This is a genomic window from Serratia ficaria (assembly GCF_900187015.1).
In the GTDB taxonomy this organism is placed as follows: domain Bacteria; phylum Pseudomonadota; class Gammaproteobacteria; order Enterobacterales; family Enterobacteriaceae; genus Serratia; species Serratia ficaria.
Map to the genome: position 1 here is coordinate 847,087 of NZ_LT906479.1, position 26,877 is coordinate 873,963.

Annotated in this window: 25 protein-coding genes; 16 read left to right on the forward strand and 9 right to left on the reverse strand. The window is 61.8% G+C overall.

Annotation, left to right across the window (positions count from 1 at the left end):
* Nucleotides 1–2 precede the first annotated feature (2 nt).
* The 9 genes from murD (at nt 3) to lpxC (ending at nt 10,414) form a co-directional block, all read left to right on the forward strand.
* Nucleotides 3–1,322, forward strand: coding sequence for a UDP-N-acetylmuramoyl-L-alanine--D-glutamate ligase (gene murD / locus CKW09_RS03915; RefSeq protein WP_095095740.1), 1,320 nt, complete (start codon nt 3–5; stop codon nt 1,320–1,322).
* A complete protein-coding gene (gene ftsW, locus CKW09_RS03920) occupies nt 1,319–2,521 on the forward strand; it encodes a cell division protein FtsW (RefSeq protein ID WP_061794963.1) in 1,203 nt (400 codons plus the stop codon). The genes murD and ftsW overlap by 4 nt, the downstream gene beginning before the upstream one ends.
* 3 nt (nt 2,522–2,524) lie before the next feature.
* On the forward strand, nt 2,525–3,589 hold the full coding sequence (gene murG, locus CKW09_RS03925; protein WP_095095743.1) for an undecaprenyldiphospho-muramoylpentapeptide beta-N-acetylglucosaminyltransferase: 1,065 nt from the start codon (nt 2,525–2,527) through the stop codon (nt 3,587–3,589).
* 80 nt (nt 3,590–3,669) lie between these two features.
* On the forward strand, nt 3,670–5,145 hold the full coding sequence (gene murC, locus CKW09_RS03930) for a UDP-N-acetylmuramate--L-alanine ligase (RefSeq protein WP_095095745.1): 1,476 nt from the start codon (nt 3,670–3,672) through the stop codon (nt 5,143–5,145).
* A complete protein-coding gene (locus CKW09_RS03935; protein WP_095095748.1) occupies nt 5,138–6,058 on the forward strand; it encodes a D-alanine--D-alanine ligase in 921 nt (306 codons plus the stop codon). Before murC ends, CKW09_RS03935 begins: the two co-directional genes overlap by 8 nt.
* Before the next feature lies 1 nt (nt 6,059).
* Nucleotides 6,060–6,911 (forward strand): cell division protein FtsQ, encoded by an 852-nt coding sequence (gene ftsQ / locus CKW09_RS03940; RefSeq protein WP_061794967.1) that lies wholly within the window; start codon nt 6,060–6,062, stop codon nt 6,909–6,911.
* A complete protein-coding gene (gene ftsA, locus CKW09_RS03945; protein WP_004950148.1) occupies nt 6,908–8,164 on the forward strand; it encodes a cell division protein FtsA in 1,257 nt (418 codons plus the stop codon). The genes ftsQ and ftsA overlap by 4 nt, the downstream gene beginning before the upstream one ends.
* Nucleotides 8,165–8,238: 74 nt before the next feature.
* The gene (ftsZ, locus tag CKW09_RS03950) at nt 8,239–9,393 is read left to right on the forward strand and encodes a cell division protein FtsZ (protein ID WP_061794968.1); all 1,155 of its coding nucleotides are present in this window, start codon (nt 8,239–8,241) and stop codon (nt 9,391–9,393) included.
* A gap of 103 nt (nt 9,394–9,496) precedes the next feature.
* A complete protein-coding gene (gene lpxC / locus CKW09_RS03955; RefSeq protein ID WP_061794969.1) occupies nt 9,497–10,414 on the forward strand; it encodes a UDP-3-O-acyl-N-acetylglucosamine deacetylase in 918 nt (305 codons plus the stop codon).
* Nucleotides 10,415–10,541: 127 nt separating this feature from the next.
* On the opposite strand, the gene CKW09_RS03960 is transcribed toward lpxC, so the two are convergent.
* Nucleotides 10,542–11,057: a DUF721 domain-containing protein gene (locus tag CKW09_RS03960; RefSeq protein ID WP_095095751.1), complete on the reverse strand. Its 516-nt coding sequence runs from the start codon at nt 11,055–11,057 to the stop codon at nt 10,542–10,544.
* Nucleotides 11,058–11,083: 26 nt separating this feature from the next.
* Here CKW09_RS03960 and secM point away from each other — a divergent pair, with 26 nt between their 5' ends.
* The 3 genes from secM (at nt 11,084) to mutT (ending at nt 14,899) form a co-directional block, all read left to right on the forward strand.
* Nucleotides 11,084–11,617, forward strand: a complete 534-nt coding sequence (gene secM, locus CKW09_RS03965; protein WP_061794971.1) for a secA translation cis-regulator SecM — start codon at nt 11,084–11,086, stop codon at nt 11,615–11,617.
* A gap of 86 nt (nt 11,618–11,703) precedes the next feature.
* A complete protein-coding gene (gene secA, locus CKW09_RS03970) occupies nt 11,704–14,415 on the forward strand; it encodes a preprotein translocase subunit SecA (RefSeq protein WP_061794972.1) in 2,712 nt (903 codons plus the stop codon).
* Nucleotides 14,416–14,494: 79 nt separating this feature from the next.
* Nucleotides 14,495–14,899, forward strand: coding sequence for an 8-oxo-dGTP diphosphatase MutT (gene mutT, locus CKW09_RS03975; protein ID WP_095095754.1), 405 nt, complete (start codon nt 14,495–14,497; stop codon nt 14,897–14,899).
* A 125-nt stretch (nt 14,900–15,024) separates the two neighbouring features.
* On the opposite strand, the gene yacG is transcribed toward mutT, so the two are convergent.
* The 3 genes from yacG to coaE are packed head-to-tail and all read right to left on the reverse strand — an operon-like array spanning nt 15,025 to nt 16,625.
* Nucleotides 15,025–15,204, reverse strand: a complete 180-nt coding sequence (gene yacG / locus CKW09_RS03980) for a DNA gyrase inhibitor YacG (RefSeq protein WP_061794974.1) — start codon at nt 15,202–15,204, stop codon at nt 15,025–15,027.
* Between the two features lie 48 nt (nt 15,205–15,252).
* On the reverse strand, nt 15,253–16,005 hold the full coding sequence (gene zapD, locus CKW09_RS03985) for a cell division protein ZapD (RefSeq protein ID WP_061794975.1): 753 nt from the start codon (nt 16,003–16,005) through the stop codon (nt 15,253–15,255).
* Nucleotides 16,006–16,010: 5 nt separating this feature from the next.
* Nucleotides 16,011–16,625 carry a dephospho-CoA kinase gene (coaE, locus tag CKW09_RS03990; RefSeq protein WP_095095757.1) on the reverse strand — a complete coding sequence of 205 codons (615 nt, stop codon included), beginning with the start codon at nt 16,623–16,625 and terminating at the stop codon, nt 16,011–16,013.
* Between the two features lie 428 nt (nt 16,626–17,053).
* Here coaE and CKW09_RS03995 point away from each other — a divergent pair, with 428 nt between their 5' ends.
* Nucleotides 17,054–18,097: a GMP reductase gene (locus CKW09_RS03995; RefSeq protein WP_061794977.1), complete on the forward strand. Its 1,044-nt coding sequence runs from the start codon at nt 17,054–17,056 to the stop codon at nt 18,095–18,097.
* Between the two features lie 49 nt (nt 18,098–18,146).
* Here CKW09_RS03995 and hofC read toward each other — a convergent pair whose 3' ends face one another.
* From hofC to nadC, 4 genes are all read right to left on the reverse strand, one after another.
* Complete coding sequence (gene hofC, locus CKW09_RS04000; RefSeq protein WP_095095760.1) at nt 18,147–19,346, reverse strand: protein transport protein HofC; 1,200 nt, start codon at nt 19,344–19,346, stop codon at nt 18,147–18,149.
* Nucleotides 19,343–20,791, reverse strand: a complete 1,449-nt coding sequence (gene gspE / locus CKW09_RS04005) for a type II secretion system protein GspE (RefSeq protein WP_095095763.1) — start codon at nt 20,789–20,791, stop codon at nt 19,343–19,345. The genes hofC and gspE overlap by 4 nt, the downstream gene beginning before the upstream one ends.
* A gap of 5 nt (nt 20,792–20,796) precedes the next feature.
* Nucleotides 20,797–21,234 (reverse strand): prepilin peptidase-dependent pilin, encoded by a 438-nt coding sequence (ppdD, locus tag CKW09_RS04010; RefSeq protein ID WP_095095766.1) that lies wholly within the window; start codon nt 21,232–21,234, stop codon nt 20,797–20,799.
* Nucleotides 21,235–21,425: 191 nt separating this feature from the next.
* Nucleotides 21,426–22,316: a carboxylating nicotinate-nucleotide diphosphorylase gene (gene nadC / locus CKW09_RS04015; RefSeq protein WP_061794981.1), complete on the reverse strand. Its 891-nt coding sequence runs from the start codon at nt 22,314–22,316 to the stop codon at nt 21,426–21,428.
* A gap of 84 nt (nt 22,317–22,400) precedes the next feature.
* Here nadC and ampD point away from each other — a divergent pair, with 84 nt between their 5' ends.
* Together ampD and ampE are read left to right on the forward strand one after the other, a co-directional pair.
* Nucleotides 22,401–22,997 (forward strand): 1,6-anhydro-N-acetylmuramyl-L-alanine amidase AmpD, encoded by a 597-nt coding sequence (gene ampD / locus CKW09_RS04020; RefSeq protein WP_061794982.1) that lies wholly within the window; start codon nt 22,401–22,403, stop codon nt 22,995–22,997.
* Nucleotides 22,997–23,851, forward strand: a complete 855-nt coding sequence (ampE, locus tag CKW09_RS04025; protein ID WP_061794983.1) for a beta-lactamase regulator AmpE — start codon at nt 22,997–22,999, stop codon at nt 23,849–23,851. The genes ampD and ampE overlap by 1 nt, the downstream gene beginning before the upstream one ends.
* Before the next feature lie 58 nt (nt 23,852–23,909).
* Here ampE and hemL read toward each other — a convergent pair whose 3' ends face one another.
* Complete coding sequence (hemL, locus tag CKW09_RS04030) at nt 23,910–25,199, reverse strand: glutamate-1-semialdehyde 2,1-aminomutase (RefSeq protein WP_061794984.1); 1,290 nt, start codon at nt 25,197–25,199, stop codon at nt 23,910–23,912.
* A 179-nt stretch (nt 25,200–25,378) separates the two neighbouring features.
* Here hemL and clcA point away from each other — a divergent pair, with 179 nt between their 5' ends.
* Complete coding sequence (gene clcA, locus CKW09_RS04035) at nt 25,379–26,815, forward strand: H(+)/Cl(-) exchange transporter ClcA (RefSeq protein ID WP_061794985.1); 1,437 nt, start codon at nt 25,379–25,381, stop codon at nt 26,813–26,815.
* The last annotated feature ends 62 nt before the right edge of the window (nt 26,816–26,877 follow it).

Here is a 26,877-nt window from a genome sequence, read left to right on the forward strand (position 1 = left end):
TCATGGCAGACTATCAGGGTAAGAAAGTGGTCATCATCGGGCTGGGCCTTACCGGCCTGTCCTGTGTTGATTTCTTTATGGCGCGCGGCGTGACGCCGCGCGTTATGGATACCCGCGTCTCACCGCCTGGGCTGGACAAGCTGCCGGACAGCGTAGAACGCCATCTGGGCGATCTGCATCAGGACTGGCTGCTGGCGGCGGATTTGATCGTCGCCAGCCCGGGCGTGGCCCTGGCGACCCCGGCGTTGAGCGCCGCGGCGGACGCCGGGGTGGAAATCGTCGGCGACGTAGAGCTGTTCTGCCGCGAAGCCCAGGCGCCGATCGTGGCGATCACCGGTTCCAACGGCAAGAGCACCGTCACCACCCTGGTGGGCGAGATGGCGCAGGCGGCCGGCTGGGCGGTGGGCGTCGGCGGCAATATCGGCCTGCCGGCGTTGAGCCTGCTGCGCCAGGAATGCCGGCTGTACGTGCTGGAGCTGTCGAGCTTCCAGCTGGAAACCACCCACAGCCTGCGGGCGGCGGCGGCGACCATCCTGAACGTTACCGAAGACCATATGGATCGTTACCCGTTTGGCCTGCAGCAGTATCGCGGCGCCAAACTGCGCGTTTATGAAAATGCCGGCGTCTGCGTGGTGAATGCGGACGACGCGCTGACCATGCCGGTGCGCGGCGCCGACGCGCGCTGCGTCAGCTTCGGCGCCGACGTGGGCGACTACCACCTGAACCGACAGCAGGGCGAAACCTGGTTGCGGGTGCAGGGTGAGAAAGTGCTGAATACCCGCGAGATGAAACTGACCGGCCGCCATAACTACACCAATGCGCTGGCGGCGCTGGCGCTGGCCGACGCGGTGAACATCCCGCGCGCCTCCAGCCTGAAGGCGCTGACCACCTTTACCGGCCTGGCGCACCGCTTCCAGCTGGCGTGGGAACACAACGGCGTGCGCTGGATCAACGATTCCAAAGCCACCAACGTCGGCAGCACCGAAGCGGCGCTGAACGGCCTGCAGGTGGACGGCTCGCTGCATCTGCTGCTGGGCGGCGACGGCAAATCCGCCGACTTCTCGCCGCTGGCGCGTTATCTGCAGGGCGACAACCTGCGCCTGTACTGCTTCGGCCGCGACGGCCAACAGCTGGCGCAGCTGCGGCCGGAAGTGGCGACGCTGACCGAAACCATGGCGCAGGCGATGCGCGTTATCGCCGGCCGGGTGCAGCCTGGCGATATGGTGCTGCTGTCGCCGGCGTGCGCCAGCCTCGATCAGTTCCGTAATTTTGAAGCGCGCGGCGATGAATTCGCCCGCCTGGCACAGGAGCTTGGCGGATGAGACTACGCATGCCGAACTTCGGGCTGACAGAACGGCTGAAAGACTGGGTGATGGGATCGCGCGACAACGATTCGGTCAACATGGTGCTGTACGACCGCACGCTGCTGTGGCTGACCTTCGGGCTGGCGATCGTCGGCTTCGTGATGGTGACCTCGGCCTCGATGCCGATCGGCCAGCGTCTGGCGGACGATCCCTTCCTGTTCGCCAAGCGCGACGCGCTGTATCTCGGCCTGGCCTTCGGGCTGTCGATGGTGACGCTGCGCATTCCGATGGAAGTCTGGCAGCGCTACAGCAACGTGATGCTGTTGATGTCGATTGTGATGCTGCTGATCGTACTGGTGGTCGGCAGCTCGGTAAACGGGGCATCGCGCTGGATTGCGCTGGGCCCGCTGCGCATTCAGCCGGCGGAGCTGTCCAAGCTGTCGCTGTTCTGCTACCTGGCGAGCTATCTGGTGCGCAAGGTGGAAGAGGTGCGCAGCAACTTCTGGGGCTTCTGCAAGCCGATGGGCGTGATGGTGGTGCTGGCGGTGCTGCTGCTGGCGCAGCCGGACCTCGGCACCGTGGTGGTGCTGTTCATCACCACCCTGGCGATGCTGTTCCTGGCCGGCGCCAAAATGTGGCAGTTCCTGGCGATCATCGGTTCGGGCGCCTTCGCGGTGGTGCTGTTGATCATCGCGGAGCCTTACCGTATGCGCCGCGTGACCTCGTTCTGGAACCCGTGGGCCGATCCGTTCGGCAGCGGCTACCAGCTGACCCAGTCGCTGATGGCGTTTGGCCGCGGCGAATTCTGGGGGCAAGGGCTGGGCAACTCGGTGCAGAAACTCGAGTATTTGCCGGAAGCGCACACCGACTTCATCTTCTCGATTTTGGGCGAAGAACTGGGCTATATCGGTGTGGTTTTAGCCCTGTTAATGGTATTCTTCGTCGCTTTTCGCGCGATGTCGATCGGCCGCCGCGCATTGGAGATCGATCAGCGCTTTTCCGGCTTCCTGGCCTGCTCGATCGGCGTGTGGTTCAGCTTCCAGGCGCTGGTTAACGTCGGCGCCGCCGCCGGCATGCTGCCGACCAAAGGCCTGACGCTGCCATTGATCAGCTACGGCGGTTCGAGCCTGTTGATCATGTCGACGGCGATCGTGCTGTTGCTGCGTATTGATTTTGAAACGCGTCTGGCCAAAGCCCAGGCGTTCGTGAAGAGGTAAGGGATGAGCGGGAAAGCTAAGCGTTTAATGGTGATGGCAGGCGGTACCGGCGGGCATGTGTTCCCGGGGCTGGCGGTCGCGCATCATCTGATGGCGCAGGGCTGGCAGGTGCGCTGGCTCGGAACCGCAGACCGAATGGAAGCCGATCTGGTGCCGAAGCACGGGATCGAAATTGATTTTATCCGCATTTCCGGCCTGCGCGGCAAGGGGCTGAAGGCCCAGCTGAGCGCGCCGCTGCGCATCTGGAGCGCGGTGCGTCAGGCGAAGGCGATCATGCGCAACTACCAGCCGGACGTGGTGCTGGGCATGGGCGGTTACGTTTCCGGCCCGGGCGGTCTGGCCGCCTGGCTGTGCGGCGTTCCGGTGGTGCTGCACGAACAGAACGGCATCGCCGGGCTGACCAACCGCTGGCTGGCGCGCGTGGCCAAAACGGTATTGCAAGCCTTCCCCGGCGCGTTTCCGAACGCCGAAGTGGTGGGCAATCCGGTGCGCACCGACGTGCTGGCCCTGCCGCTGCCGGCGGAGCGTTTGAACGGGCGTGAAGGCCCGATCCGCGTGCTGGTCATTGGCGGAAGTCAGGGGGCCCGGGTGCTGAATCAGACAGTTCCTGAAGTCGCGGCGCGTTTGGGCGATAGAATTACGCTCTGGCATCAGGTAGGCAAAGGCGCACTGGATACGGTGCTGCGCGACTACGAGAGGGTAGGGCAGACGCAGCACAAGGTGACCGAGTTTATCGATGACATGGCGGCCGCCTACGCCTGGGCCGACGTGGTGGTGTGCCGTTCCGGCGCTTTGACCGTCAGCGAAATTGCCGCCGCCGGCCTGCCGGCGATTTTTGTGCCGTTTATGCACAAGGACCGCCAGCAGTACTGGAACGCGCGTCCGCTGGAAGAAGCCGGCGCGGCGAAGATTATCGAACAGCCGCAGTTCAGCGCCGATGCGGTGGCGGAACTGCTGGCGAGCTGGGACCGCCCGACGCTGCTGGCGATGGCCGAAAAGGCGCGCGCGGTCGCCATCCCCGACGCGACCGAACGGGTGGCGGCGGAGCTGGTGCGGGTCGCCAAATAATATGCAGGGGCTCGGTATGTCGGGCCTGAATTGAAGAATCTGTAGGGGTTCGGCTAACCGGACCTGGATTAGAGAGACTGATGAATACACAACAACTGGCGAAACTACGTACTATAGTGCCCGAGATGCGACGCGTCCGGCACATTCACTTTGTCGGCATCGGTGGTGCCGGCATGGGTGGTATCGCCGAAGTGTTGGCAAACGAAGGTTATCAGATCAGCGGCTCCGACCTGGCGCCGAACCCGGTAACCCAACAGCTGAGCGCGCTCGGGGCGACGATTTACTTCAATCACCGCCCGGAAAACGTGCTGGATGCGAGCGTTGTGGTGGTGTCTACCGCCATTTCCGCCGATAACCCGGAGATCGTCGCCGCCCGTGAAGCGCGCATCCCGGTGATCCGCCGCGCCGAAATGCTGGCCGAACTGATGCGTTTCCGCCACGGCATCGCCGTCGCCGGCACGCACGGCAAGACCACCACCACGGCGATGGTGTCGAGCATTTACGCCGAAGCCGGGCTGGACCCGACCTTCGTCAACGGTGGGCTGGTGAAGGCGGCGGGTACCCATGCGCGTCTGGGCTCCAGCCGTTACCTGATCGCGGAAGCGGACGAGAGCGACGCGTCGTTCCTGCATTTGCAGCCGATGGTGGCGATCGTCACCAACATCGAAGCCGACCACATGGACACTTACCAGGGCGACTTCGAGAACCTGAAGCAGACGTTTATCAATTTCTTGCACAACCTGCCGTTCTACGGCCGCGCGGTGATGTGCGTCGATGATCCTGTGGTGCGTGAGCTGTTGCCGCGCGTGGGCCGCCATATCACCACCTACGGCTTCAGCGACGATGCCGACGTGCGCATCGAGAGCTACAGCCAGGTGGGGCCGCAGGGGCACTTTACCCTGAGCCGTCAGGACAAGCCGCTGATGACGGTGACCCTGAACGCGCCGGGCCGCCACAATGCGCTGAACGCCGCGGCGGCGGTGGCGGTGGCGACCGAAGAAGGTATCGACGACGAAGATATTCTGCGTGCGCTGGCGGGCTTCCAGGGCACCGGGCGCCGCTTCGATTTCCTGGGCGAGTTCCCGCTCGAGCCGGTCAACGGCAACGCGGGCAGCGCGATGCTGGTGGACGACTACGGCCACCACCCGACCGAGGTGGACGCCACGCTGAAAGCGGCGCGCGCCGGTTGGCCGGACAAGCGGCTGGTGATGATTTTCCAGCCGCACCGCTACACGCGCACCCGCGACCTGTACGACGACTTCGCCAACGTGCTGTCGCAGGTGGATGTGCTGCTGATGCTCGACGTCTACGCCGCCGGCGAAGCGCCGATCCCGGGCGCGGACAGCCGTTCGCTGTGCCGCACCATCCGCAACCGCGGCAAGCTGGATCCGATCCTGGTTTCCGACGCCGATACCCTGTCGGAAACCTTGGCGCAGCTGCTGCAGGCCGATGATTTGGTGCTGGTGCAGGGCGCCGGCAACGTGGGCAAAATCGCCCGCAAACTGGCCGAGCTGAAGCTGCAGCCGCAGAAAAAGGAGGAGGAGCATCATGGCTGATAAAGTTGCCGTACTGCTGGGTGGCACCTCCGCTGAACGTGACGTATCGCTGCAATCCGGCGCCGCCGTGCTGGCCGGGCTGCGCGAAGCCGGCATCGACGCCCACGGCGTCGACACCCGCGACGTTCCGGTAACCCAGCTGAAAGAGCAGGGGTTCACCAAGGTATTTATCGCGCTGCACGGGCGCGGCGGCGAAGACGGCACCCTGCAGGGGCTGCTGGAGTTTCTCGCGCTGCCTTATACCGGCAGCGGCGTGATGGCTTCGGCGCTGACCATGGACAAATGGCGCACCAAGATGGTGTGGCAGTCGATGGGCCTGCCGGTGGCGCCTTATGTGGCGCTGAATCGTCAGCTGTACCTCGGCGGCGAGAAAGCGGCGCTGTTGGATCGCGTCGCGTCGCTCGGCCTGCCGCTGATCGTCAAGCCGAGCCGCGAGGGTTCCAGCGTCGGCATGAGCAAGGTCACCGAAAGCGCCGCGCTGGAAGCGGCGCTGGAAGAAGCCTTCCGTCACGACGACGACGTGTTGGTGGAGAAATGGCTGAGCGGGCCGGAATACACCGTGGCGATGCTGGGCGACCAGGTGCTGCCGTCGATCCGCATTCAGCCGGCCGGCGTGTTCTACGACTATCAGGCCAAGTACATTTCGGACGACACGCAGTACTTCTGCCCGAGCGGTTTAAGCGCCGAGCAGGAAGCCGAGATGGCGGCGCTGGCGCTGCGCGCCTACCGCGGCCTGGACTGCAGCGGCTGGGGCCGCGTGGACGTGATGCAAGACAGCGATGGCAGCTTCTATCTGCTTGAGGTGAATACCTCTCCGGGCATGACCAGTCATAGCCTGGTGCCGATGGCGGCGCGCCAGTTTGGATTAAGCTTCTCGCAGCTGGTAGCGAGAATTTTGGAGTTGGCCGACTGATATGTCGCAAGCTGCCCTGAATGCGCGCGAACGCGAGGTGGACAACGGCCCGCGCCGCAGCAATGGAACCCAGTTGGCGGGAATGGTCTTCCTGCTGATGGTGTTGGGAACGGTCCTGTGGAGCGGGTGGGCGGTGATTGGCTGGATGAAAGACGCCAGCCGCCTGCCGCTCTCGCGACTGGTGGTGACCGGTGAACGGCACTACACCACCAACGATGATATTCGTCAGGCGATCCTGGCGCTGGGCGCGCCGGGGACGTTCATGACCCAGGATGTGGACGTTATCCAGCAACAGATTGAACGCCTGCCGTGGATCAAACAGGCCAGCGTGCGCAAGCAGTGGCCGGATGAGCTGAAGATCCACCTGGTGGAGTATGTGCCGGTGGCGCGCTGGAATGATTTGCACATGGTGGATGCCGACGGCAAATCATTCAGCGTGCCGGCAGAACGGGCCGGCAAACAGAAATTGCCGTTGCTCTATGGTCCGGAAGGCAGCGAACAGGACGTTCTGGAAGGCTATCGAACCATGAGCAGCATGTTAACGGCCAGCAAGTTTACGTTGAAAATGGTGGCGATGAGCGCTCGCCATTCGTGGCAGCTGGCTTTGGATAACGATGTTCGGCTGGAGCTGGGGCGCGACGATCGCGCCGGGCGTCTGCAGCGGTTTATCGAGCTGTATCCGGTGCTGCAGCAGCAGGGCCAGGCGGAAAGCAAGCGCGTCAGCTACGTCGATTTGCGCTATGAGTCCGGCGCCTCGGTAGGTTGGGCCCCGGTGCTCGTCGACCCGCAGGCGGCAGGCGGTCAGCAAAACAGTAATCAGCAACAGAATCAGGCACAGGCAAAACAACAATGATCAAGTCGACGGACAGAAAACTGGTAGTTGGACTGGAGATCGGTACTGCAAAAGTCTCCGCATTGGTAGGGGAAGTTCTGCCCGATGGCATGGTCAACATTATCGGGGTGGGCAGCTGCCCGTCTCGCGGCATGGATAAGGGTGGCGTAAACGACCTGGAGTCGGTGGTGAAGTGCGTGCAGCGCGCCATCGATCAGGCCGAGCTGATGGCGGATTGCCAGATTTCTTCGGTGTACCTCGCATTATCGGGGAAACATATCAGCTGTCAGAACGAAATAGGGATGGTTCCTATTTCAGAAGAGGAAGTGACTCAGGAAGATGTGGAGAACGTAGTGCATACCGCTAAATCGGTACGCGTCCGCGACGAACACCGCATCCTGCACGTTATTCCTCAGGAATACGCCATCGACTATCAGGAAGGCATCAAGAACCCGGTTGGGCTGTCCGGCGTGCGCATGCAGGCCAAGGTGCACCTGATCACCTGCCATAACGATATGGCGAAGAACATTGTCAAGGCCGTGGAACGTTGCGGTCTGAAAGTTGACCAACTTATTTTCGCCGGTCTGGCCGCCAGCTATGCGGTGCTGACCGAAGATGAGCGCGAACTCGGCGTCTGCGTAGTGGATATCGGCGGCGGCACCATGGATATGGCGGTGTACACCGGCGGTGCGCTGCGCCACACCAAAGTGATCCCTTACGCCGGGAACGTGGTCACCAGCGATATCGCCTACGCCTTCGGCACGCCGCCGACAGATGCGGAAGCGATCAAGGTTCGGCACGGCTGTGCGCTTGGGTCGATTGTTAGCAAGGATGAGAGTGTAGAGGTGCCTAGCGTCGGGGGACGTCCTCCGCGCAGTCTGCAAAGACAGACGCTGGCTGAAGTCATTGAGCCACGCTACACCGAACTGTTGAATCTGGTTAACGATGAAATTTTGCAATTGCAGGAGCAACTGCGTCAGCAAGGGGTGAAGCATCATCTGGCAGCGGGTATCGTGCTGACCGGTGGCGCCGCCCAGATTGATGGCCTGGCAGCCTGTGCGCAACGGGTGTTCCACACTCAGGTACGCATCGGCCAACCCTTGAACATCACGGGTCTGACGGATTATGCGCAGGAGCCTTACTACTCTACGGCGGTAGGTCTGCTGCACTATGGAAAAGAGTCTCACCTGAGCGGTGAGGCAGAAGTAGAAAAACGCGCCTCGGTGGGCAATTGGTTTAAACGCATCAATAGCTGGCTGAGAAAAGAGTTTTAATGTTTCAACAAAGAGATCATGCTGAGTAATCTTTTTATGATCTCGCAGCGACAGGCACAAAACGGAGAGAAACTATGTTTGAACCAATGGAACTAACCAATGACGCGGTGATTAAAGTCATCGGCGTCGGCGGTGGCGGCGGCAACGCCGTTGAACACATGGTGCGCGAGCGCATCGAAGGTGTTGAATTCTTCGCCGTTAATACAGACGCTCAGGCGCTTCGTAAAACGGCAGTTGGCCAAACCATCCAGATTGGTAGCGGTATTACCAAAGGTCTGGGTGCGGGCGCGAACCCTGAAGTGGGTCGCAATTCAGCGGAAGAAGACCGCGAAGCCCTGCGCGCAGCGCTGGACGGCGCAGACATGGTCTTCATCGCAGCCGGCATGGGCGGCGGTACCGGTACCGGTGCGGCGCCGGTGGTGGCTGAAGTTGCCAAAGATCTGGGTATTCTGACAGTGGCCGTGGTTACCAAGCCTTTCAATTTCGAAGGCAAGAAACGCATGGCGTTCGCTGAGCAGGGCATCGCAGAATTGTCCAAGCATGTGGACTCACTGATCACTATCCCGAACGACAAGCTGTTGAAAGTTCTGGGTCGCGGCATCTCTCTGCTGGACGCGTTCGGCGCGGCCAACGACGTGCTGAAAGGCGCGGTGCAGGGTATCGCCGAGCTGATCACCCGCCCGGGCCTGATGAACGTCGACTTCGCCGACGTGCGCACCGTGATGTCCGAAATGGGCTACGCGATGATGGGTTCCGGCATTGCCTGTGGTGAAGACCGCGCTGAAGAAGCGGCCGAAATGGCGATCTCCAGCCCGCTGCTGGAAGACATCGACCTGTCCGGCGCGCGCGGCGTGCTGGTCAACATCACCGCCGGCTTCGACCTGCGTCTGGATGAGTTCGAAACCGTGGGTAACACCATCCGCGCCTTCGCTTCCGACAACGCCACCGTGGTTATCGGTACCTCGTTGGATCCGGAAATGAACGACGAACTGCGCGTCACCGTGGTGGCGACCGGTATCGGTATGGACAAGCGTCCTGAAATCACGCTGGTTACCAACAAGCAGGCCAGCCAGCCGGTGATGGATCACCGTTATCAGCAGCACGGCATGTCACCGCTGCCGCAGGAAGTGAAGCCTGCCGCCAAGGTGGTTAACGATCAAGCTGCGCAGCCGAATAAAGAGCCCGACTATCTTGATATTCCAGCCTTCCTGCGCAAGCAGGCGGACTAAGAATATCCTGAGAATTTGGAATCTCCGCTCTTTGTGCTAAACTGTCCCGCCGGCCATGCTGTATGCTTGGCCGGTAGGATGGATAACATTGCGAGATAAAACGATGATCAAACAAAGGACATTAAAACGTATTGTTCAGGCGACTGGCGTCGGTTTGCATACCGGCAAGAAAGTCACGCTGACCATGCGCCCCGCGCCGGCTAATACCGGGGTCATCTATCGTCGCACTGACTTGAATCCACCGGTTGATTTTCCGGCTGATGCAAAATCCGTGCGTGATACCATGCTCTGTACTTGCCTGGTGAATGAGCATGACGTGCGTATTTCTACCGTTGAGCACCTTAACGCCGCACTGGCTGGGCTTGGCATCGACAACATCATCATTGAAGTCGACGCCGCCGAGATCCCGATCATGGACGGCAGCGCCAGTCCGTTCGTGTTCCTGTTGCTGGATGCCGGCATCGAAGAACTGAACTCAGCGAAGAAATTCCTGCGTCTGAAAGACACCGTGCGTGTTGAAGATGGCGACAAATGGGCCGAGCTGTCCCCGCATAACGGGTTCCGCCTGGACTTCACCATCGACTTCAACCACCCGGCCATCGACGCGAGCACGCAGCGCTATCGCCTTGATTTTTCCGCCGACTCGTTCGTGCGCCAAATCAGCCGCGCGCGTACCTTCGGTTTCATGCGTGATATCGAATACCTGCAGTCCCGCGGTTTGGCCCTGGGCGGCAGCTTCGACTGCGCCATCGTGGTGGATGACTACCGCGTGCTGAACGAAGACGGCCTGCGTTTCGAAGACGAATTCGTACGTCACAAAATGCTGGACGCCATCGGCGACCTGTTCATGTGCGGCCACAACATCATTGGCGCGTTCACCGCGTACAAGTCTGGCCATGCGCTGAACAACAAACTGCTGCAGGCCGTGCTGGCCAAGCAGGAAGCGTGGGAATACGTGACTTTCCAGGACGAAGCGGAAATGCCTTTGGCATTCAAGGCGCCGTCCACCGTATTGGCGTAAAGCCGGGCCCCATCGCCTTAGGAATACCGGCGGGCGACACCTGATCCCGAGAGCCTGGCAACCAGGCTCTGGGTACGATGGACGTCGGCTGCGGGTAACCCTTGCAGGTCAAATGCCGTGTCGCTGGCTACTTATCACGACTGGTTGCGTTGGCACCCTCTCCGGCCAATGCCGCCAGTCGTTCCAATATCTTGCGCAGTTTTTCCGGACTGCGGCTCGCCAAAACTCTCAACTCTTCCGCGCTTTCCTGGCTCAAATGACGCAGCGGCGCCGCTTTTTCCGGCTTTTTCTCCGCGTTCTGCACCTGATTGTACCCTTTCGCCATCAAGCCCGGATTAATCCTGATGTCGATCGATGACAATGATGGTAGAATTTGCGCTCGTAGTGCAGACAGCAAGGCGGGTTGTTCGTAGCGCAAGCGCATCATCCAGCTGGCATTTGCCGTTTCTAGCACTAAAATACCCTGTCGGAAATTCGCGACGCGGCACCAGGGATGCAGTTGAACGGGCAGCAGGCCCTTCACTGCACGGTTAAGCTTGAGCAGCGCCACCGCGCGTTGCTGGACGTTATGCAGCGGCCCTTTGTCTTCTGCAGACGCGTCGTCGAACAGGACATCTAATAATTGTGGACGGCTATCGCGCATAATGGGCTCCGGCGGATTATAAACTCGTGATCGGTATTCTAAATCGTTGGCGACAATTTGGCAGACGTTATTTCTGGCCCCATCTCCTGTTAGGGATGGTCGCGGCCACGCTTGGCGTACCTTCAAATCTGTCCGGCGCACCCGATCAGGCCGCTCTGCCAAGTACCTCGTCCAGCCTCAACCGGCAAAATTCAGCCAGCGGCGCCTTCAATAGCCTGGCGCTGCTGCAGGAAGCGCACCGCCGCCCGACCTTCAGCGTCGACTACTGGCAACAGCATGCGCTTCGCACCGTCATTCGTCACCTTTCTTTCGCGCTGGCGCCGCAGGCGGTCTATGCGCGGGTGCAGGAAAGCGAAGCCGAAGCGGCCGAACCTCCTTTGCAGGTGGCGCAACTGGCGCTGCTTTCCACCCTCAACGCGCTGCTGACGCACGAGCCGAAGCCGCCGACCATCATTCGCCATACGCATCGTGCGCTGCTGCCCGCTCAGGCGCAGCATCAGACTGGCCTGTGGCTGGCGCAGGTGCAGGGCATCCGCGCCGGGCCAGGCGCGCTCAGCTGATTCTGCCCGCAGGGCGACAAAAAACCGATAAAATAACAGCAAGTTGACGGCCACTTTTGGCCGTCATGACAGAGATATCAAACATCATGTTAGTGAAATTATTGACCAAAGTTTTTGGTAGCCGCAACGATCGTACGCTGCGCCGCATGCGCAAAGTGGTTGAGCAGATCAACCGCATGGAACCGGACATGGAAAAGCTGTCCGATGACGAGCTGAAAGCCAAAACCAACGAATTCCGCGCGCGCCTGGAAAAAGGCGAAGCGCTGGACAGCCTGATCCCTGAAGCCTTCGCCGTGGTGCGCGAGGCCAGCAAGCGCGTATTCGGCATGCGCCACTTCGACGTGCAGCTGCTGGGCGGCATGGTGCTGAACGACCGCTGCATCGCCGAGATGCGCACCGGTGAAGGTAAAACCCTGACCGCTACCCTGCCTGCCTACCTGAACGCCCTGAGCGGCCGCGGCGTGCACGTGGTGACCGTCAACGACTATCTGGCGCAGCGTGACGCCGAAAACAACCGCCCGCTGTTCGAGTTCCTCGGCCTGAGCATCGGCATCAACCTGCCGGGCATGCCGGCGCCGGCCAAGCGTGAAGCCTACGCCGCGGACATCACCTACGGCACCAACAACGAATACGGCTTCGACTACCTGCGCGACAACATGGCGTTCAGCCCGGAAGAGCGGGTTCAGCGCAAGCTGCACTATGCGCTGGTGGATGAGGTGGACTCCATCCTGATCGATGAAGCCCGTACTCCGTTGATCATCTCCGGCCCGGCTGAAGACAGCTCCGAGATGTACATCAAGGTCAACAAGCTGATCCCCAAACTGATCCGCCAGGAAAAAGAAGACTCCGACTCCTTCCAGGGCGAAGGTCACTTCTCGGTGGATGAAAAAGCGCGTCAGGTGCACCTGACCGAGCGCGGCCTGATCCTGATCGAAGAGATGCTGGTGGAAGCCGGCATCATGGAAGAAGGCGAGTCGCTGTACTCGCCGACCAACATCATGCTGATGCACCACGTGACCGCCGCGCTGCGCGCCCACGTGCTGTTCACCCGCGACGTTGACTACATCGTGAAAGACGGCGAAGTGATCATCGTCGACGAACACACCGGCCGCACCATGCAGGGGCGCCGCTGGTCCGACGGTTTGCACCAGGCGGTGGAAGCGAAAGAGGGCGTGGAGATCCAGAACGAGAACCAGACGCTGGCCTCCATCACCTTCCAGAACTACTTCCGTCTGTACGAGAAGCTGGCCGGCATGACCGGTACCGCCGACACCGAAGCCTTCGAATTCAGCTCCATTTACAAGCTGGACACCATCGTGGTGCCGACCAACCGGCCGATGATCCGTAAGGACATGCCGGATCTGGTCTACATGACCGAGCTGGAGAAAATCGGCGCGATCATCGAAGACATTCGTGAGCGCACCGCCAACGGCCAGCCGGTGCTGGTGGGCACCATCTCGATCGAGAAATCCGAAGTGGTGTCGCGCGAACTGACCAAAGCGGGCATCGACCACAAGGTGCTGAACGCCAAATTCCACGCCATGGAAGCGGATATCGTCGCCCAGGCCGGCCAGAGCGGCGCGGTAACCATCGCCACCAACATGGCGGGCCGTGGTACCGATATCGTGCTGGGCGGCAGCTGGCAGGCTGAGGTTGCTCAGCTGGAAGCGCCGACCGAAGAGCAAATCGCCGCCATCAAGGACGCCTGGAAAGTGCGCCACGATGCGGTACTGGCAGCCGGCGGCCTGCACATCATCGGTACCGAGCGCCATGAATCGCGCCGTATCGACAACCAGCTGCGCGGCCGTTCCGGTCGCCAGGGCGATGCCGGTTCATCCCGCTTCTACCTGTCGATGGAAGACGCCCTGATGCGTATCTTCGCCTCGGATCGCGTTTCCGGCATGATGCGCAAGTTGGGCATGAAAGAAGGCGAAGCGATTGAGCACCCATGGGTGACCAAGGCGATCGCCAACGCCCAGCGTAAGGTGGAAAGCCGCAACTTCGACATCCGTAAGCAGCTGCTGGAATACGACGACGTGGCCAACGATCAGCGCCGCGCCATCTACAGCCAGCGTAACGAACTGCTGGACGTGTCTGACGTGAGCGAAACCATCGCCAGCATCCGCGAAGACGTGTTCAAGAGCACCATCGACAACTACATCACCCCGCAGTCGCTGGAAGAAGAGTGGGACATTCAGGGGCTGGAAGAGCGGCTGAAGAACGATTTCGACCTGGATATGCCGATCGCCCAGTGGCTGGACAAAGAGCCCGAGTTGCACGAAGAGACGCTGCGTGAGCGCATTCTGGATAACGCCAAGCAACAGTATCTGCGCAAGGAAGAAGTGGTCGGCACCGAGATGATGCGCAACTTCGAGAAGGGCGTGATGCTGCAAACGCTGGATTCCCTGTGGAAAGAGCACCTGGCGGCGATGGATTACCTGCGTCAGGGCATCCACCTGCGCGGCTATGCGCAGAAGGATCCGAAGCAAGAGTACAAACGCGAGTCCTTCAACATGTTCGCCACCATGCTCGAATCACTGAAATACGAAGTGATCAGCGTGCTGAGCAAGGTGCAGGTGCGGATGCCGGAAGAGGTTGAAGCGTTGGAACAGCAGCGTCGCGAAGAAGCCGAACGTCTGGCGCAGCAGCAGCAGCTGAGCCATTACGAAGAGAACTCGCTGGTTACCGAAGATCCTAACGCGCCGGCGAGCGCCGAGCGTAAGGTGGGCCGCAACGATCCTTGCCCGTGCGGTTCCGGCAAGAAATACAAACAGTGCCACGGCCGCCTGCAGAAGTAAGCTGAGTCGGGTTTAACGCGGTACGTCAGGGGTTCAGCATGCTGAACCCCTATTTTTTGGCATCAAACAGGAGGATGTGATGAAACATCTGAACATCGCCGTGGGCATTATCCGTAACGATCGGCAGGAGATCTTTATTACCCGCCGCGCCGCCGATTCACATATGGCGGGTTTTTGGGAGTTTCCCGGCGGTAAAATCGAGCAGGGCGAAACGCCGGAACAGGCGCTGAGCCGCGAGCTGCGCGAAGAGACCGGCATCGAAACCGAACGCGCAACGCTGTTGGAGGTGCTGGAGCATCGCTTCAGCGATCGCATCGTCACGCTGAACTTTTATCTGGTGGAAGGTTGGCAGGGCGAGCCGTTCGGCCGCGAAGGCCAGCCGATGCGCTGGGTGAAGCAGGCGGATCTGCGCGAGGAAGAGTTTCCCGAGGCCAACATCAGCATTATCAAGCTGTTGGTGGATCAGGCCAACGCTGCGCAATAAAACAACCGGCCCGGCGGGGCGCCGGGCCGGCAGAGGCGATCAACGATGGCTACTCGGCTCGTCCATGAGCCAGGCCCTTTCAGGGCCGCTGCAAGCAGCGTTCAAATCTGTTCCCGACCGATTTTTCATTCGCTCCAGTCATCGCTTTCCGACCGTTCGTTGTTGCTCGGAATACGCTTCTCTTCATCGGCCCACTCGCCGAGATCGATCAGCTGGCAGCGTTTGCTGCAGAACGGTCTGAATGGGCTCACTTCGCCCCATACTACGCCTTTGCCACAGGTCGGGCATTTCACTACGGTCGTCATAACGGTTCCTTACTCCCTCCCGATCAGAAAGGGTTTCATCTCAATAATTCAGCAACAGGCCAGTTCGAAGGTCAGGCGTTCCGGCACCACGCCGTGTTCGTTGTCCAGCGGCAGGAAGCGGATGGCGTAGCGCGTCTTGTGACCGGAAATCTGCGGGTAGAGCTGCGGTGCCAGGCTGATGCGCAGGCGCAGCAAATCCGCCCCTTCGGCATTATCCTGGAAGAAGCCGTTCAGGCTGATTTGATTGCGGAACGGCCCTGATTGGCGGATCAAATCCAGCACCATGGTCAACGCCTGATTGAGCGGCTCCAGCGTCTGCAGCCATGCCACGACGTCGGCGTCGCGCTCTTGCTGGGGGGCGTGCATCCACATATGCAGCGTAGGCAGATCGAAGCTGCAGCAACCGCCGGGGATGCTCAACCGCTGGCGCACCAGGCCGATCAGCCGATCCTCACGCAGCGCCTGGCCGAGACGCGGCGCCGACATCAGCGCCGCCGCGCGCGCTTTCAATTGGCCGCGCAGTTGTTCGATCAACGACATATCGACACCCGGCACATCGGCCCAGGCCAGCAATTTCTGTTGTTGGCGCTCCAGCTCTTTCAACAGTTCGGTGCGCACTTCGCCGCGTTCCAGCACGTCCAGCAGGTCGGACAGGGTGCGGAAGAAGGTCAGGGCGATGGCGGTTTCGCTCAGGGCGCGTTGGCCGTGCAGCTGCTGGAGTAAAAATTCGATGCGCAGCCAGGTGCGCATTTTTTCATTCAGCGGATGTTCAAAGAGAACGCTTGGGGAAACATCACTCATGCAGTTTAATCCTGTTGGGTCGCTGATGCCGCCAGTTCAAGATAGCGGCGATGCAGTGCGGCGACCAATGGCTCTATCCCCTGAGCGGTGCCGCTGTTGTCAATAATGTCATCTGCCACGGCCAGACGCTGCTCGCGGGTGGCCTGTGCGGCAAGAATGCTATGCGCCTGCCGGCGGCTGATGCCGTCGCGCGCCAGGGTTCTGGCCAACTGGGTTTCGACGTCGACGTCGACAACCAGTACCCGATCGGCGCGATCCTGCAGGTTATTCTCCACCAGCAGCGGCACCACCCAGAGCGCATAAGGGCTGGCGGCCTGCGCCAGCTGGCGCTGGGTTTCCCGGTGGATCAACGGATGCAGCAATTGATTCAGCCAGCTTTTATCATCAGGCTGGCTGAAGATTCGCTGACGCAGCGCGGCGCGATCCAGCGTACCGTTCGCCAGCAACATTTCATTACCAAAACGTTCGGCGATCGCGGCCAGGGCAGGGGTGCCCGGTTCGACAACCTGTCGGGCGATCACATCGGCATCGACGATGGCTGCGCCGTGGCGCGCAAAGGCGTCCGCTACGGTCGACTTGCCGCTGCCTATTCCCCCGGTCAACGCAACAATATAGGCCATGCTGTTAGATGCACCCGAATTCATAAAAAAATAATAGAGGAATCATAAAGCGATCGCGCAGAAGTGCAAGTCGGCAGGCGGCGCTTGCCTGAGAGCCTGCGCTATTCGGTGATAAAAAGCGCAGCCGAAAAGGGAAAGTGAGCGAGAGGTCACACTGCGGTTTCGCAGGTAAATTTGTCGGATTGTAGCGTAAATAATCGAGAATTCGCAGTCTTGTCCGGCAATTATTAGCGCGTATGATAGCGTCACTGGAACTGGCATTACTCTATACCCGCCATTCTTCAAGCCGCAGGCCCATCCCCTGTCACTTACTGACGCAAGCTCCTGGGGATGAGCGATCGGGTCGCCTGGCTGCAACTTGAAATTCATAGGGTATAGGTTCGAATATTCTCTGCGATCCGTCGCCATAAACCAGGAAATCATTAGTCATGCGTATTGAAGAAGATTTGAAGTTAGGCTTTAAAGATGTGCTGATCCGCCCTAAGCGCTCCACGCTGAAAAGCCGTTCTGAAGTGGAACTGGAGCGCCAGTTCACCTTCAAGCATTCTGGCTACGGCTGGTCCGGCGTGCCGGTTATCGCCGCCAACATGGACACCGTCGGCACCTTCCGCATGGCGGAGGCCCTGGCTTCCTTCGACGTTCTCACCGCCGTTCACAAACACTACAGCGTCGAGCAATGGGCCGCTTTCGTGCAGCGCGCGCCCGAGTCGGTGCTGCGCCACGTGATGGTGTCCACCGGCACCTCCGAGGCCGATTTCGCCAAGATGAAGCAAATTCTGGCGCTCTCCCCGGCATTGAAGTTCATCTGCATCGACGTGGCCAACGGCTACTCGGAGCACTTTGTCGCCTTCCTGCAGAAAGCGCGCGAGGCCTGCCCTAATCACGTCATCTGCGCCGGCAACGTGGTCACCGGTGAAATGGTGGAAGAGCTGATCCTGTCCGGCGCCGACATCGTTAAAGTGGGCATCGGCCCGGGCTCGGTGTGCACCACCCGGGTGAAAACCGGCGTGGGCTACCCGCAGCTGTCTGCGGTGATCGAGTGCGCCGATGCCGCGCATGGCCTGGGCGGGCAGATCGTCAGCGACGGCGGCTGCTCGGTACCGGGCGACGTGGCCAAGGCCTTCGGCGGCGGCGCCGACTTCGTGATGCTGGGCGGCATGCTGGCCGGCCACGACGAGTGCGAAGGCACGGTGGTGGAAGAGAACGGCGAGAAATTCATGCTGTTCTACGGCATGAGCTCCGAATCGGCGATGAAGCGTCACGTCGGCGGCGTGGCCGAATACCGCGCGGCCGAGGGGAAAACCGTCAAGCTGCCGCTGCGCGGCGAAGTTGAATTCACCGTGCGCGATATCCTCGGCGGCCTGCGCTCCGCCTGCACCTACGTCGGTGCAGAGCGCCTGAAGGAGCTGACCAAGCGCACCACCTTCATCCGCGTGGCGGAGCAGGAAAACCGCGTCTTCGGCGCCAGGTAACCCGCGCGCCGCGCTGCATGCCGGGCGCAGTCTGCTGCGCCCGCTATCCTCACCCCAAAACGTTTCCCAACTGAAAGATCGGCAGATACATGGCAATCACCAGCGCGCCGACGATCCCGCCGACCACCAACATCAGCAATGGCTCCAGGGTTTGCGCCAGCGTATCGGCCAGCTCGAGCGTTTGCCGCTCGTGCCACTGCGCCAGCTTGTCGAGCAGGCTGTCCAGCGAGCCGGACTCTTCCCCCACCCGCACCAGCTGCCGGCACAGCGCGGGGAACAGCGGCTGTTGGCTCAGCGCATGATGGAAGGTTTCCCCTTGGGCAATCTGGCGTTGCACGTGTTCGAGCGCCTGTCGATAAAACAGGTTGTCCACCGCCATTGCCGCGGCGTTCAAGCCGTCGACCAGCGTCAATCCCGCCTGCTGGGTCATGGCCAGAATGCGAAAGATTTGGCTTAACGCGCTGCCTTCGATCAGGCGGGCGATCAGCGGCAGCCGCAGCTGGGCCGCCTGTTCGCGGCGTCGCCAGCGGGGCCGCGGGTGCAGCCAGCGGCGGTAGCCGAAGATCACAGTGCCCAGCAACAGCGCCAGATAAGGCCCTGCGGCGATCAGCAGGGCAGAAAGATGCAGCAAGCCCTGGGTAAACCAGGGCAGCGGCGCGTCGAAGGATTGATAAACGCCGGCGAATTCCGGCAGCACCAGCACCAGCATCAACACGCTGACCAGCAGCGCCACCGCGCAGATAAACAGCGGATAGCGCAATGCCTTGAGCACCTTGTTGCGCAGCTTCCGTTGAGACTCCTGCTGTTGCGCCAGCTGCAGGCAGCAACGGTCCAGGTTGCCGGTCAACTCGCCGATGGCGATCAGCTGGCGGTAAATCAGCGGGAAGACGGCCTGCTGTTCGGCGATGGCTTCCGAAAAGGGGTGGCCCTGCCGCACCCGTTCGCTCAGCAGCCGTAAAAGGCAGCGCCAGGCCGCAGCGGGGTGCTCCGCGGCCAGCAACTGCAACGCGTTGACCAGCGGCAGGCCGGCCTGCAGCAGCGTGGCCAGCTGGCGCGTGAAGTGAATCAAGGGTTCGCCGCGCCACTGCCCGGGCGCGATGCGCCCGCGGTACTTAATCCGGCAGGGTTGCAGCCCCTGCTCGATAAGCTGCCGGCTGACCCGGCTTTTGGCGCTGCTCATCAGCTCGCCGTGACGGACCACTCCCTGGGCATCGATAGCCTGCCACAGAAACAGGCGCCGGGCTTTCATGCGCGTTCCTGCGCATTTGCCGCCGTATCCACCACGCGGTACAGCTCTTCCAGCGAGGTGACGCCGGCGGCAACCTGGGCCAGCCCCGCCTGCAGCAGCGTGATCTGTCCCTGGTCACGGGCGATGTCCGCCAGTTGGCCGGGCGAGGCGTTCTCCAGCAGGCCGGCCTGCACTTGCGGCGTGACGCTCAACAGCTCATAGACCCCGATGCGGCCATAGTAGCCGCCGAAGCAGTGTTCGCAGCCGTCGGCGCGCCAGGCGGTCAGCGGCTCCGGCCATATCGCCGCCGGGAAACGCACCGCCTGGCCATGCGGGTAGCGGCAGTGCTCGCACAGTTTGCGCACCAGCCGTTGGGCGATCACCAGCTTCAGGCTGGCGGCGATCAGATAGCCGGGAATGCCCATGTGCGTCAGGCGCGTCAGGGTTTCGCCGGTGGAGTTGGTGTGCAGCGTCGACAACACCAGATGGCCGGTTTGCGCGGCCTTGACGGCGATTTCTGCGGTTTCCTTATCGCGTATCTCGCCGATCATGATGACGTCCGGATCTTGCCGCAGCAGCGCGCGCAGCACGCGGGAAAAACTCAGTTCGGTTTTGACGTTAATCTGGGTTTGATTGACGCCAAACAGCGGGATTTCGATCGGATCTTCGACGCTGCACAGGTTGCTCTGCGCGTCGTTCAATTGGCGCAGCCCGCTGTACAGCGTCACCGTTTTGCCGCTGCCGGTCGGCCCGGTCACCAGGATCATGCCCTGCGGGCTGCTCAGCGCCGCGGCATAGCGCGCCAGCGCGGCCTGGCTCATGCCCAGGCGATCCAGCGGCAGCTCCTGCCGCTCGGTTTGCAGGATGCGCAACACCACTTTTTCGCCGTGCAGCGTCGGCAGCGTGGCGATGCGCATCGAATAGCGGGCGTTGTCCAGCCACAGGCTGAGCTGCCCGTCCTGCGGCAACCGGCGCTCGGCAATGTCCAGCTGCCCCATGATCTTCAACCTGGCGCTCAGGCGCGCCGCCAGTTCCGACGGCGGCGAGGCGATGGCCTGCAGCACGCCGTCAATGCGCAAGCGAACGCGAAAGCGTTGTTGATAAGGCTCGAAGTGAATGTCCGAGGCGCGGCGCTGGATGGCCATGCGCAGCGTCTGGTTGATAAATTGCACCACCGGCGCGTCGCTCTCGTCGTCGAGGGAGGCGCCGCCGGCCTCAGGCTTTTCGGTTGCCGGCGCCGAGGGTTCAGCCTGCAGATGACGCCGGTTCAGCGCCTGTTCCAGCCGGGCCGCCGGCCATTGCTCCAGATGGATGCGTTTGCCGGTGGCGAAACGCAGCGCCGCCAGCAGCCCCTGCGGCGCGTCTTCACTGAGCGCGATGGTCAGGGTCGACGCGTCTGCGCTGAGCGCCAGCGTCTGGTAGCGTTGGCACAGCGCGTGCACTTCTTCGCTGATCGTTTCACTCATCGTCGTTACTCCGCAGCGTTGTCAAAGCGGAATACCTGCTGGCACACCTCAGTCAGATTGGCATTCTCGCTGGTGCACAGGCGAGCCCAGCGGGTTTGGCCGCCGGCATTTTGCGTGGGCGTCAGCACCACCTTCAGCCCCGACAGCGTCTGAGCGCCGGTGAGCGAGATAGTCCCCTTGCCGACCTCTAGGGCGCTGACGTAGCGCGACGTCCCGCCGGCGGGGATGCCTTTGCTGCCGGCGTTGCAGTCGGTCGGCGCGCCGTCGTCCAGCACGCACAGCTCCACGGCCATTTTATAGGGTGCCATGGCCTGCAGCATGTCGGTCATCGCCGCTTTCTGGATGTAGCGCTGATAAGCCGGAATGCCGATGGCGCTCAGTATCGCGATGATGGCGATCACCACCATCAGTTCTATCAGGGTAAAGCCGCGTTGCGTTGCCATTTTTCGTTTCCTCCATGTCGGTATGGAGGGGACGGTAACCGGTCTGCAGGCGGGCTTCGAGCGCCTTCGGCGCGTTTCTCGGGGCGCTTCCCGCGCAGGCGGTTTCGCTTGCAGCGGGATGAAAAAATCTGGGGGGCAGCGCGCAATTCAGGCGGGGAAAGGGCCTTCCCGCCGCGGCGGGAAGGCGAGGATTATTTGAAGCGCATCGACAGATCGAGGGCGGTCACGTGCTTGGTCAGCGCGCCGACCGAAATGTAGTCCACGCCGGTTTCGGCGAAGGTGCGCAGCGTTTCGCCGGTGACGTTGCCGGACACTTCCAGCTGGGCGCGGCCCCGGGTCTGGGCCACCGCCTGGCGCATCATTTCGACGCTGAAATTGTCCAGCATGACGATGTCGGCGCCGGCGTCCAGCGCCTGCCGCAGTTCGTCCAGCGACTCCACTTCCACCTCAACCGGCACATCGGCGTGCAGCCAGAAGGCCTTCTCCACCGCATTTTTGATCGAACCGGAGGCGATGATATGGTTTTCCTTGATCAGGAAAGCGTCGGACAGCCCCAGCCGGTGATTGCCGCCGCCGCCGCACAGTACGGCGTATTTCAACGCGGTGCGCAGGCCGGGCAGGGTTTTACGGGTGTCCAGCAGGCGGGTTTGGGTGCCCTCCAGCAGCGCCACGTAGCGGCTGACTTCGGTCGCCACGCCGGACAGCGTCTGCACAAAGTTCAGCGCGGTGCGTTCGCCGGTCAGCAACAGCCGGGCCGGGCCGCGCAGATGGCACAGCGGCTGATCCGGCGCCAGACGCTCGCCATCCGCCACCAACCATTCCACCTTTACCTGATTGCCCAGCTGGATAAAGACTTCGTTCAGCCAGCGTTGGCCGCAGAACACGCCGGCCTCGCGGGTGATGACGGTGGCCTCGGCCTGCTTGTCGGCCGGTAATAATTGCGCGGTAATATCGCGGTCGGCGTCGACTGCGCCTCCCAGATCTTCACGCAGCGCCTGGGCGACGGCATAGGGGATATCACTTTCAATTCGTTCAAGAAGCTCGGTGCGGCGACTGTCGGCACTGTAGCGGCGTGTCGGCATGGAAAACTCCGAAATGGACGGTTGGATCGTAGGGGAACATGCTACTCTGTTGCAGGAACAAGTACCACCGCAGAGAGGTGTCTGATGCAGTTGGAAAATGGCTGGATTGTCGGGGTCACGCGGGTGGTCTCGCCGCATTGCGATCGGCGCCCGGACGATGAGCCGCCTTCGTTATTGGTGATCCACAACATCAGCCTGCCGCCCGGCGAATTTGGCGGCCCCTATATCGATCGGCTGTTTACCGGCACGCTCGATCCCGCGGATCATCCTTATTTCGCCGCTATTCATCAGCTGCGGGTTTCGGCGCACTGCCTGATCCGCCGCGACGGCGAAATCGTTCAGTACGTGCCTTTCGATCGGCGCGCCTGGCACGCCGGCGTTTCCGCGTATCGGGGGCGTGAAAAGTGCAATGACTTCTCCATCGGCATCGAGCTGGAGGGCACCGATCTGCTGCCCTATACCCCGCAGCAATATCATGGCCTGCAGGCGGTCAGCGCGTTGTTGATTGGGCAGTACCCGTCGCTGGCGGCGCACATTGCCGGGCACAGCGACATCGCCCCCGGCCGCAAAACCGATCCCGGCCCGGCATTCGACTGGGATCGCTATCTGGCATCTCTGGAACAACGCGAGGGGGCGGCTAACGCTATGCTTGAGAAAAGGAAAAGGGAGAGGAGTCGCTAATGACGCTGTTTACGCTGTTGCTGGTTTTGGCATGGGAGCGCCTGTTCAAACTGGGTGAGCACTGGCAGTTGGACCACCGTCTGGAGGTGGTGTTCCAGCGTCTGCACCGGGTGTCGTTGGCGCAAACGCTGGCGATGACCCTGGCCTTTATGGTGGTGGTGTGGGGCATACTGTGGCTGTCTCAGGGGCTGTTCTTCGGCGTGGTGACGCTGCTGCTGTGGATTGTCATCGATCTGCTGTGCGTCGGCGCCGGCATCAAGCGCAAGCATTATCGCGCCTATCTGAAGGCGGCGCGGCAGGGGGATTCCCACGCCAGCGATCAGATGGCGGAAGAGCTGGCGCTGATCCACGGTTTGCCGGTGGACTGCAGCGAAGAGCTGCGGCTGCGCGAGCTGCAAAATGCGCTGCTGTGGATTAACTTCCGCTACTATCTGGCGCCGCTGTTCTGGTTTGTGGTTTGCGGGCCTTACGGGCCGATTGCGCTGGCGGGGTACTCTTTCCTGCGCGCCTATCAAACCTGGCTGGCGCGGCACAATACGCCGCTGGAACGTTCGCAGTCGGGTATCGATCATCTGCTGAACTGGCTGGACTGGATCCCGGTGCGTTTGGCCGGGGTAGCCTATGCGCTGTTCGGGCACGGCGAGAAGGCGCTGCCGGCCTGGTTCGCCTCGCTGGGCGATGGTCATTCTTCGTCGTATCAGGTGTTGACGCGGCTGGCGCAGTTCTCGTTGGCGCGCGATCCGCATACGGATCCGGTGCAAACGCCGCGCGCGGCGGTGACGCTGGCGCGCAAGGTGACGATGATTATCGTGGTGGTGGTGGCGGTGCTGACCATTTACGGCACGTTGCTGTAAATCGACATCGCAGCAAACGAAACGGGCGCCGCGGCGCCCGTTGTTTTTGATGTGGAGCTTACAGCCGGGCGAAGCAGCGGCGCGCGGCGTCGATAGTGCGCTGGATGTCTTCCTTGCTGTGGGCCACGGACATAAAGCCCGCTTCAAAGGCCGAAGGCGCCAGATAGACCCCTTCTTCCAGCATCAGGTGGAAGAAACGCTTGAAGCGCTCCACGTCGCACCGCATGACGTCCTGGTAGCAGGTGACCGCCGGCGCGTCGGTGAAGAACAGGCCGAACATGCCGCCGACGTTGTTCACCACCAGCGGGATGTTCTCTTCTTTCGCCGCGTGCAGCAGGCCTTCCGCCAGCATTTCGGTCAGTTCGGTCAGCGTTTGGTGAACGCCCGCCTGCGACACTTCGGTCAGGCAGGCGTAGCCCGCAGCCATGGCGATCGGGTTGCCGGACAGGGTGCCCGCCTGATAAACCGGGCCGGTCGGCGCCAGCGCTTCCATCACCTCGCGGCGGCCGCCAAAGGCGCCTACCGGCATGCCGCCGCCGATGATTTTGCCCAGGCAGGTCAGATCCGGCTCAACGCCATAATAAGACTGCGCGCCGGCCAGCGCCACGCGGAAGCCGGTCATCACTTCGTCGATAATCAGCAACGCGCCGTATTTGTCGCACAGCGCGCGCAGGCCCGGCAGGAATTCCGGCAGCGGCGGCACGCAGTTCATGTTGCCGGCCACCGGCTCGACGATGATGCAGGCGATCTCCGAAGGGTACTGCTCGAACGCCGTGCGCACCGAGTCCAGATCGTTATAGGTGCAGGTCAGGGTGTGCTTGGCGAAGTCCGCCGGCACGCCCGGCGAGTTCGGCTGGCCGAGGGTCAGCGCGCCGGAGCCGGCTTTCACCAGCAGGCAATCGGCGTGGCCGTGGTAGCAGCCTTCGAACTTGATGATCTTGTCGCGGTTGGTGTAGCCGCGCGCCAGGCGGATAGCGCTCATGGTGGCCTCGGTGCCCGAGTTCACCATGCGCACCATATCCATGGTCGGCACCAGCTCGGTCACCAGCTGAGCCATTTTGACTTCCATTTCGGTCGGCGCGCCGAAGCTCAGCCCGCGCTGCGCCGCTTCGATCACCGCGTCGCGGATCGCCGGGTGGTTGTGCCCCAGCACCATCGGTCCCCAGGAGCCTACGTAATCGATGTAGGCCTTGCCGTCGGCGTCGAACAGGTAAGCCCCGTCTGCCCGCTCGATAAACAGCGGCACACCGCCGACGCCGGTGAATGCACGCACCGGAGAGTTAACCCCGCCGGGGATCAACTGTTGCGCCTGGGCATACAGACTTTCGGACTTGCTGTGTAAGCTCATAAATCGGCTCCTGGATTCTCTTTGAATGATTTGACCCGCGCTATTCTAGAGGAGTGCGGCGCGTTATGAAACGATCACAGTCAGATACCTATTAACAGCGGCGGCCGGAATGGGGGTAAGGTAGAATAGCCGTCTTACCTATTTGTATTACCTTTGATCACGCGAATGAATAACCCGTTATGACTGAAATGCAGCAACAGCCTTCAGCGGCGGCGCCGCGCCTGAAGCGCAGCGATGCGGTGCGCCAGTTTATCCGCCGCGACAAGACGCCGGTCGCGGTATTGATCATGGCCGCGCTGGTGGGCACGCTGGCCGGCCTGCTCGGCGTGGCCTTCGACAAAGCGGTGGAGTGGGTGCAGCAACAGCGGCTGAGCGCGCTGGTTCAGGTGGCCGATTATTGGATCCTGGTGTGGCCGCTGGCGTTTATTTTGTCGGCCGCGCTGGCGGCGCTGGGCTATTACCTGGTGCGGCGCTATGCGCCCGAAGCCGGCGGCTCGGGCATTCCGGAAATCGAAGGCGCGCTGGAAGAGCTGCGGCCGGTGCGCTGGTGGCGGGTGATCCCGGTGAAGTTTATCGGCGGCATGGGCACGCTGGGGGCGGGTATGGTGCTGGGGCGGGAAGGGCCTACGGTGCAGATGGGCGGCAACGTCGGCCGCATGGTGCTGGACATTTTCCGCATGCGCGGCGCCGAGGCGCGCCATTCGCTGCTGGCCACCGGCGCAGCCGCCGGCCTGTCCGCCGCGTTCAACGCGCCGCTGGCGGGCATTCTGTTCATTATCGAAGAGATGCGCCCGCAGTTCCGCTACAACCTGATCTCGATTAAAGCGGTGTTCATCGGCGTGATCATGTCGAGCGTGGTGTTTCAGCTGTTTAACGGCGAGGGCTCGGTGATCGCGGTCGGCAGGCTCTCTTCGGCGCCGATTAACACCCTGTGGCTGTATCTGGTGCTGGGGGCGATATTCGGCGCGGTGGGCGTGATGTTCAACGCGCTGATTTTCCGCACCCAGGACATGTTCGCGCGTCTGCACGGCGGCAAAATGCGCAACGTGCTGCTGATGGGCGGGCTGCTCGGCGGCGTCTGCGGCATCCTGGGGCTGATCCAGCCGGAGGCGGCGGGCGGCGGTTTCGGACTGATCCCGATCGCCGCGGCGGGCAATTACAGCGTCGGCATGCTGATGTTCATTTTCATTACCCGGGTGTTCACCACGTTGCTGTGTTTCGGCTCCGGCGCGCCGGGCGGCATTTTTGCGCCGATGCTGGCGCTGGGCACGCTGTTCGGCACCGCCTTTGGCCTGGCGGGCGCGCATCTGTTTCCGCAGTACGGCCTGGAGGCGGGCACCTTCGCCATCGCCGGCATGGGGGCGCTGTTCGCCGCCACGGTGCGCGCGCCGTTGACCGGCATCGTGCTGGTGCTGGAAATGACCGACAATTATCAGCTGATCCTGCCGATGATCATTACCTGCCTCGGCGCCACGCTGGTGGCGCAGTTCCTGGGCGGTAAGCCGTTGTATTCCTCCATATTGGCCCGTACGTTGCAAAAGCAGGAGGCGCTGCGGGAGCGCGAAGCGGCGGAGAAAACAGGTAAAGAAAATACAACAAATGCGGTGAATACTTGAACGCAACACTCAGGTATCGGATAATCGTTAATATTAATCAGGCTGCCATTGTAGCGTTCTGA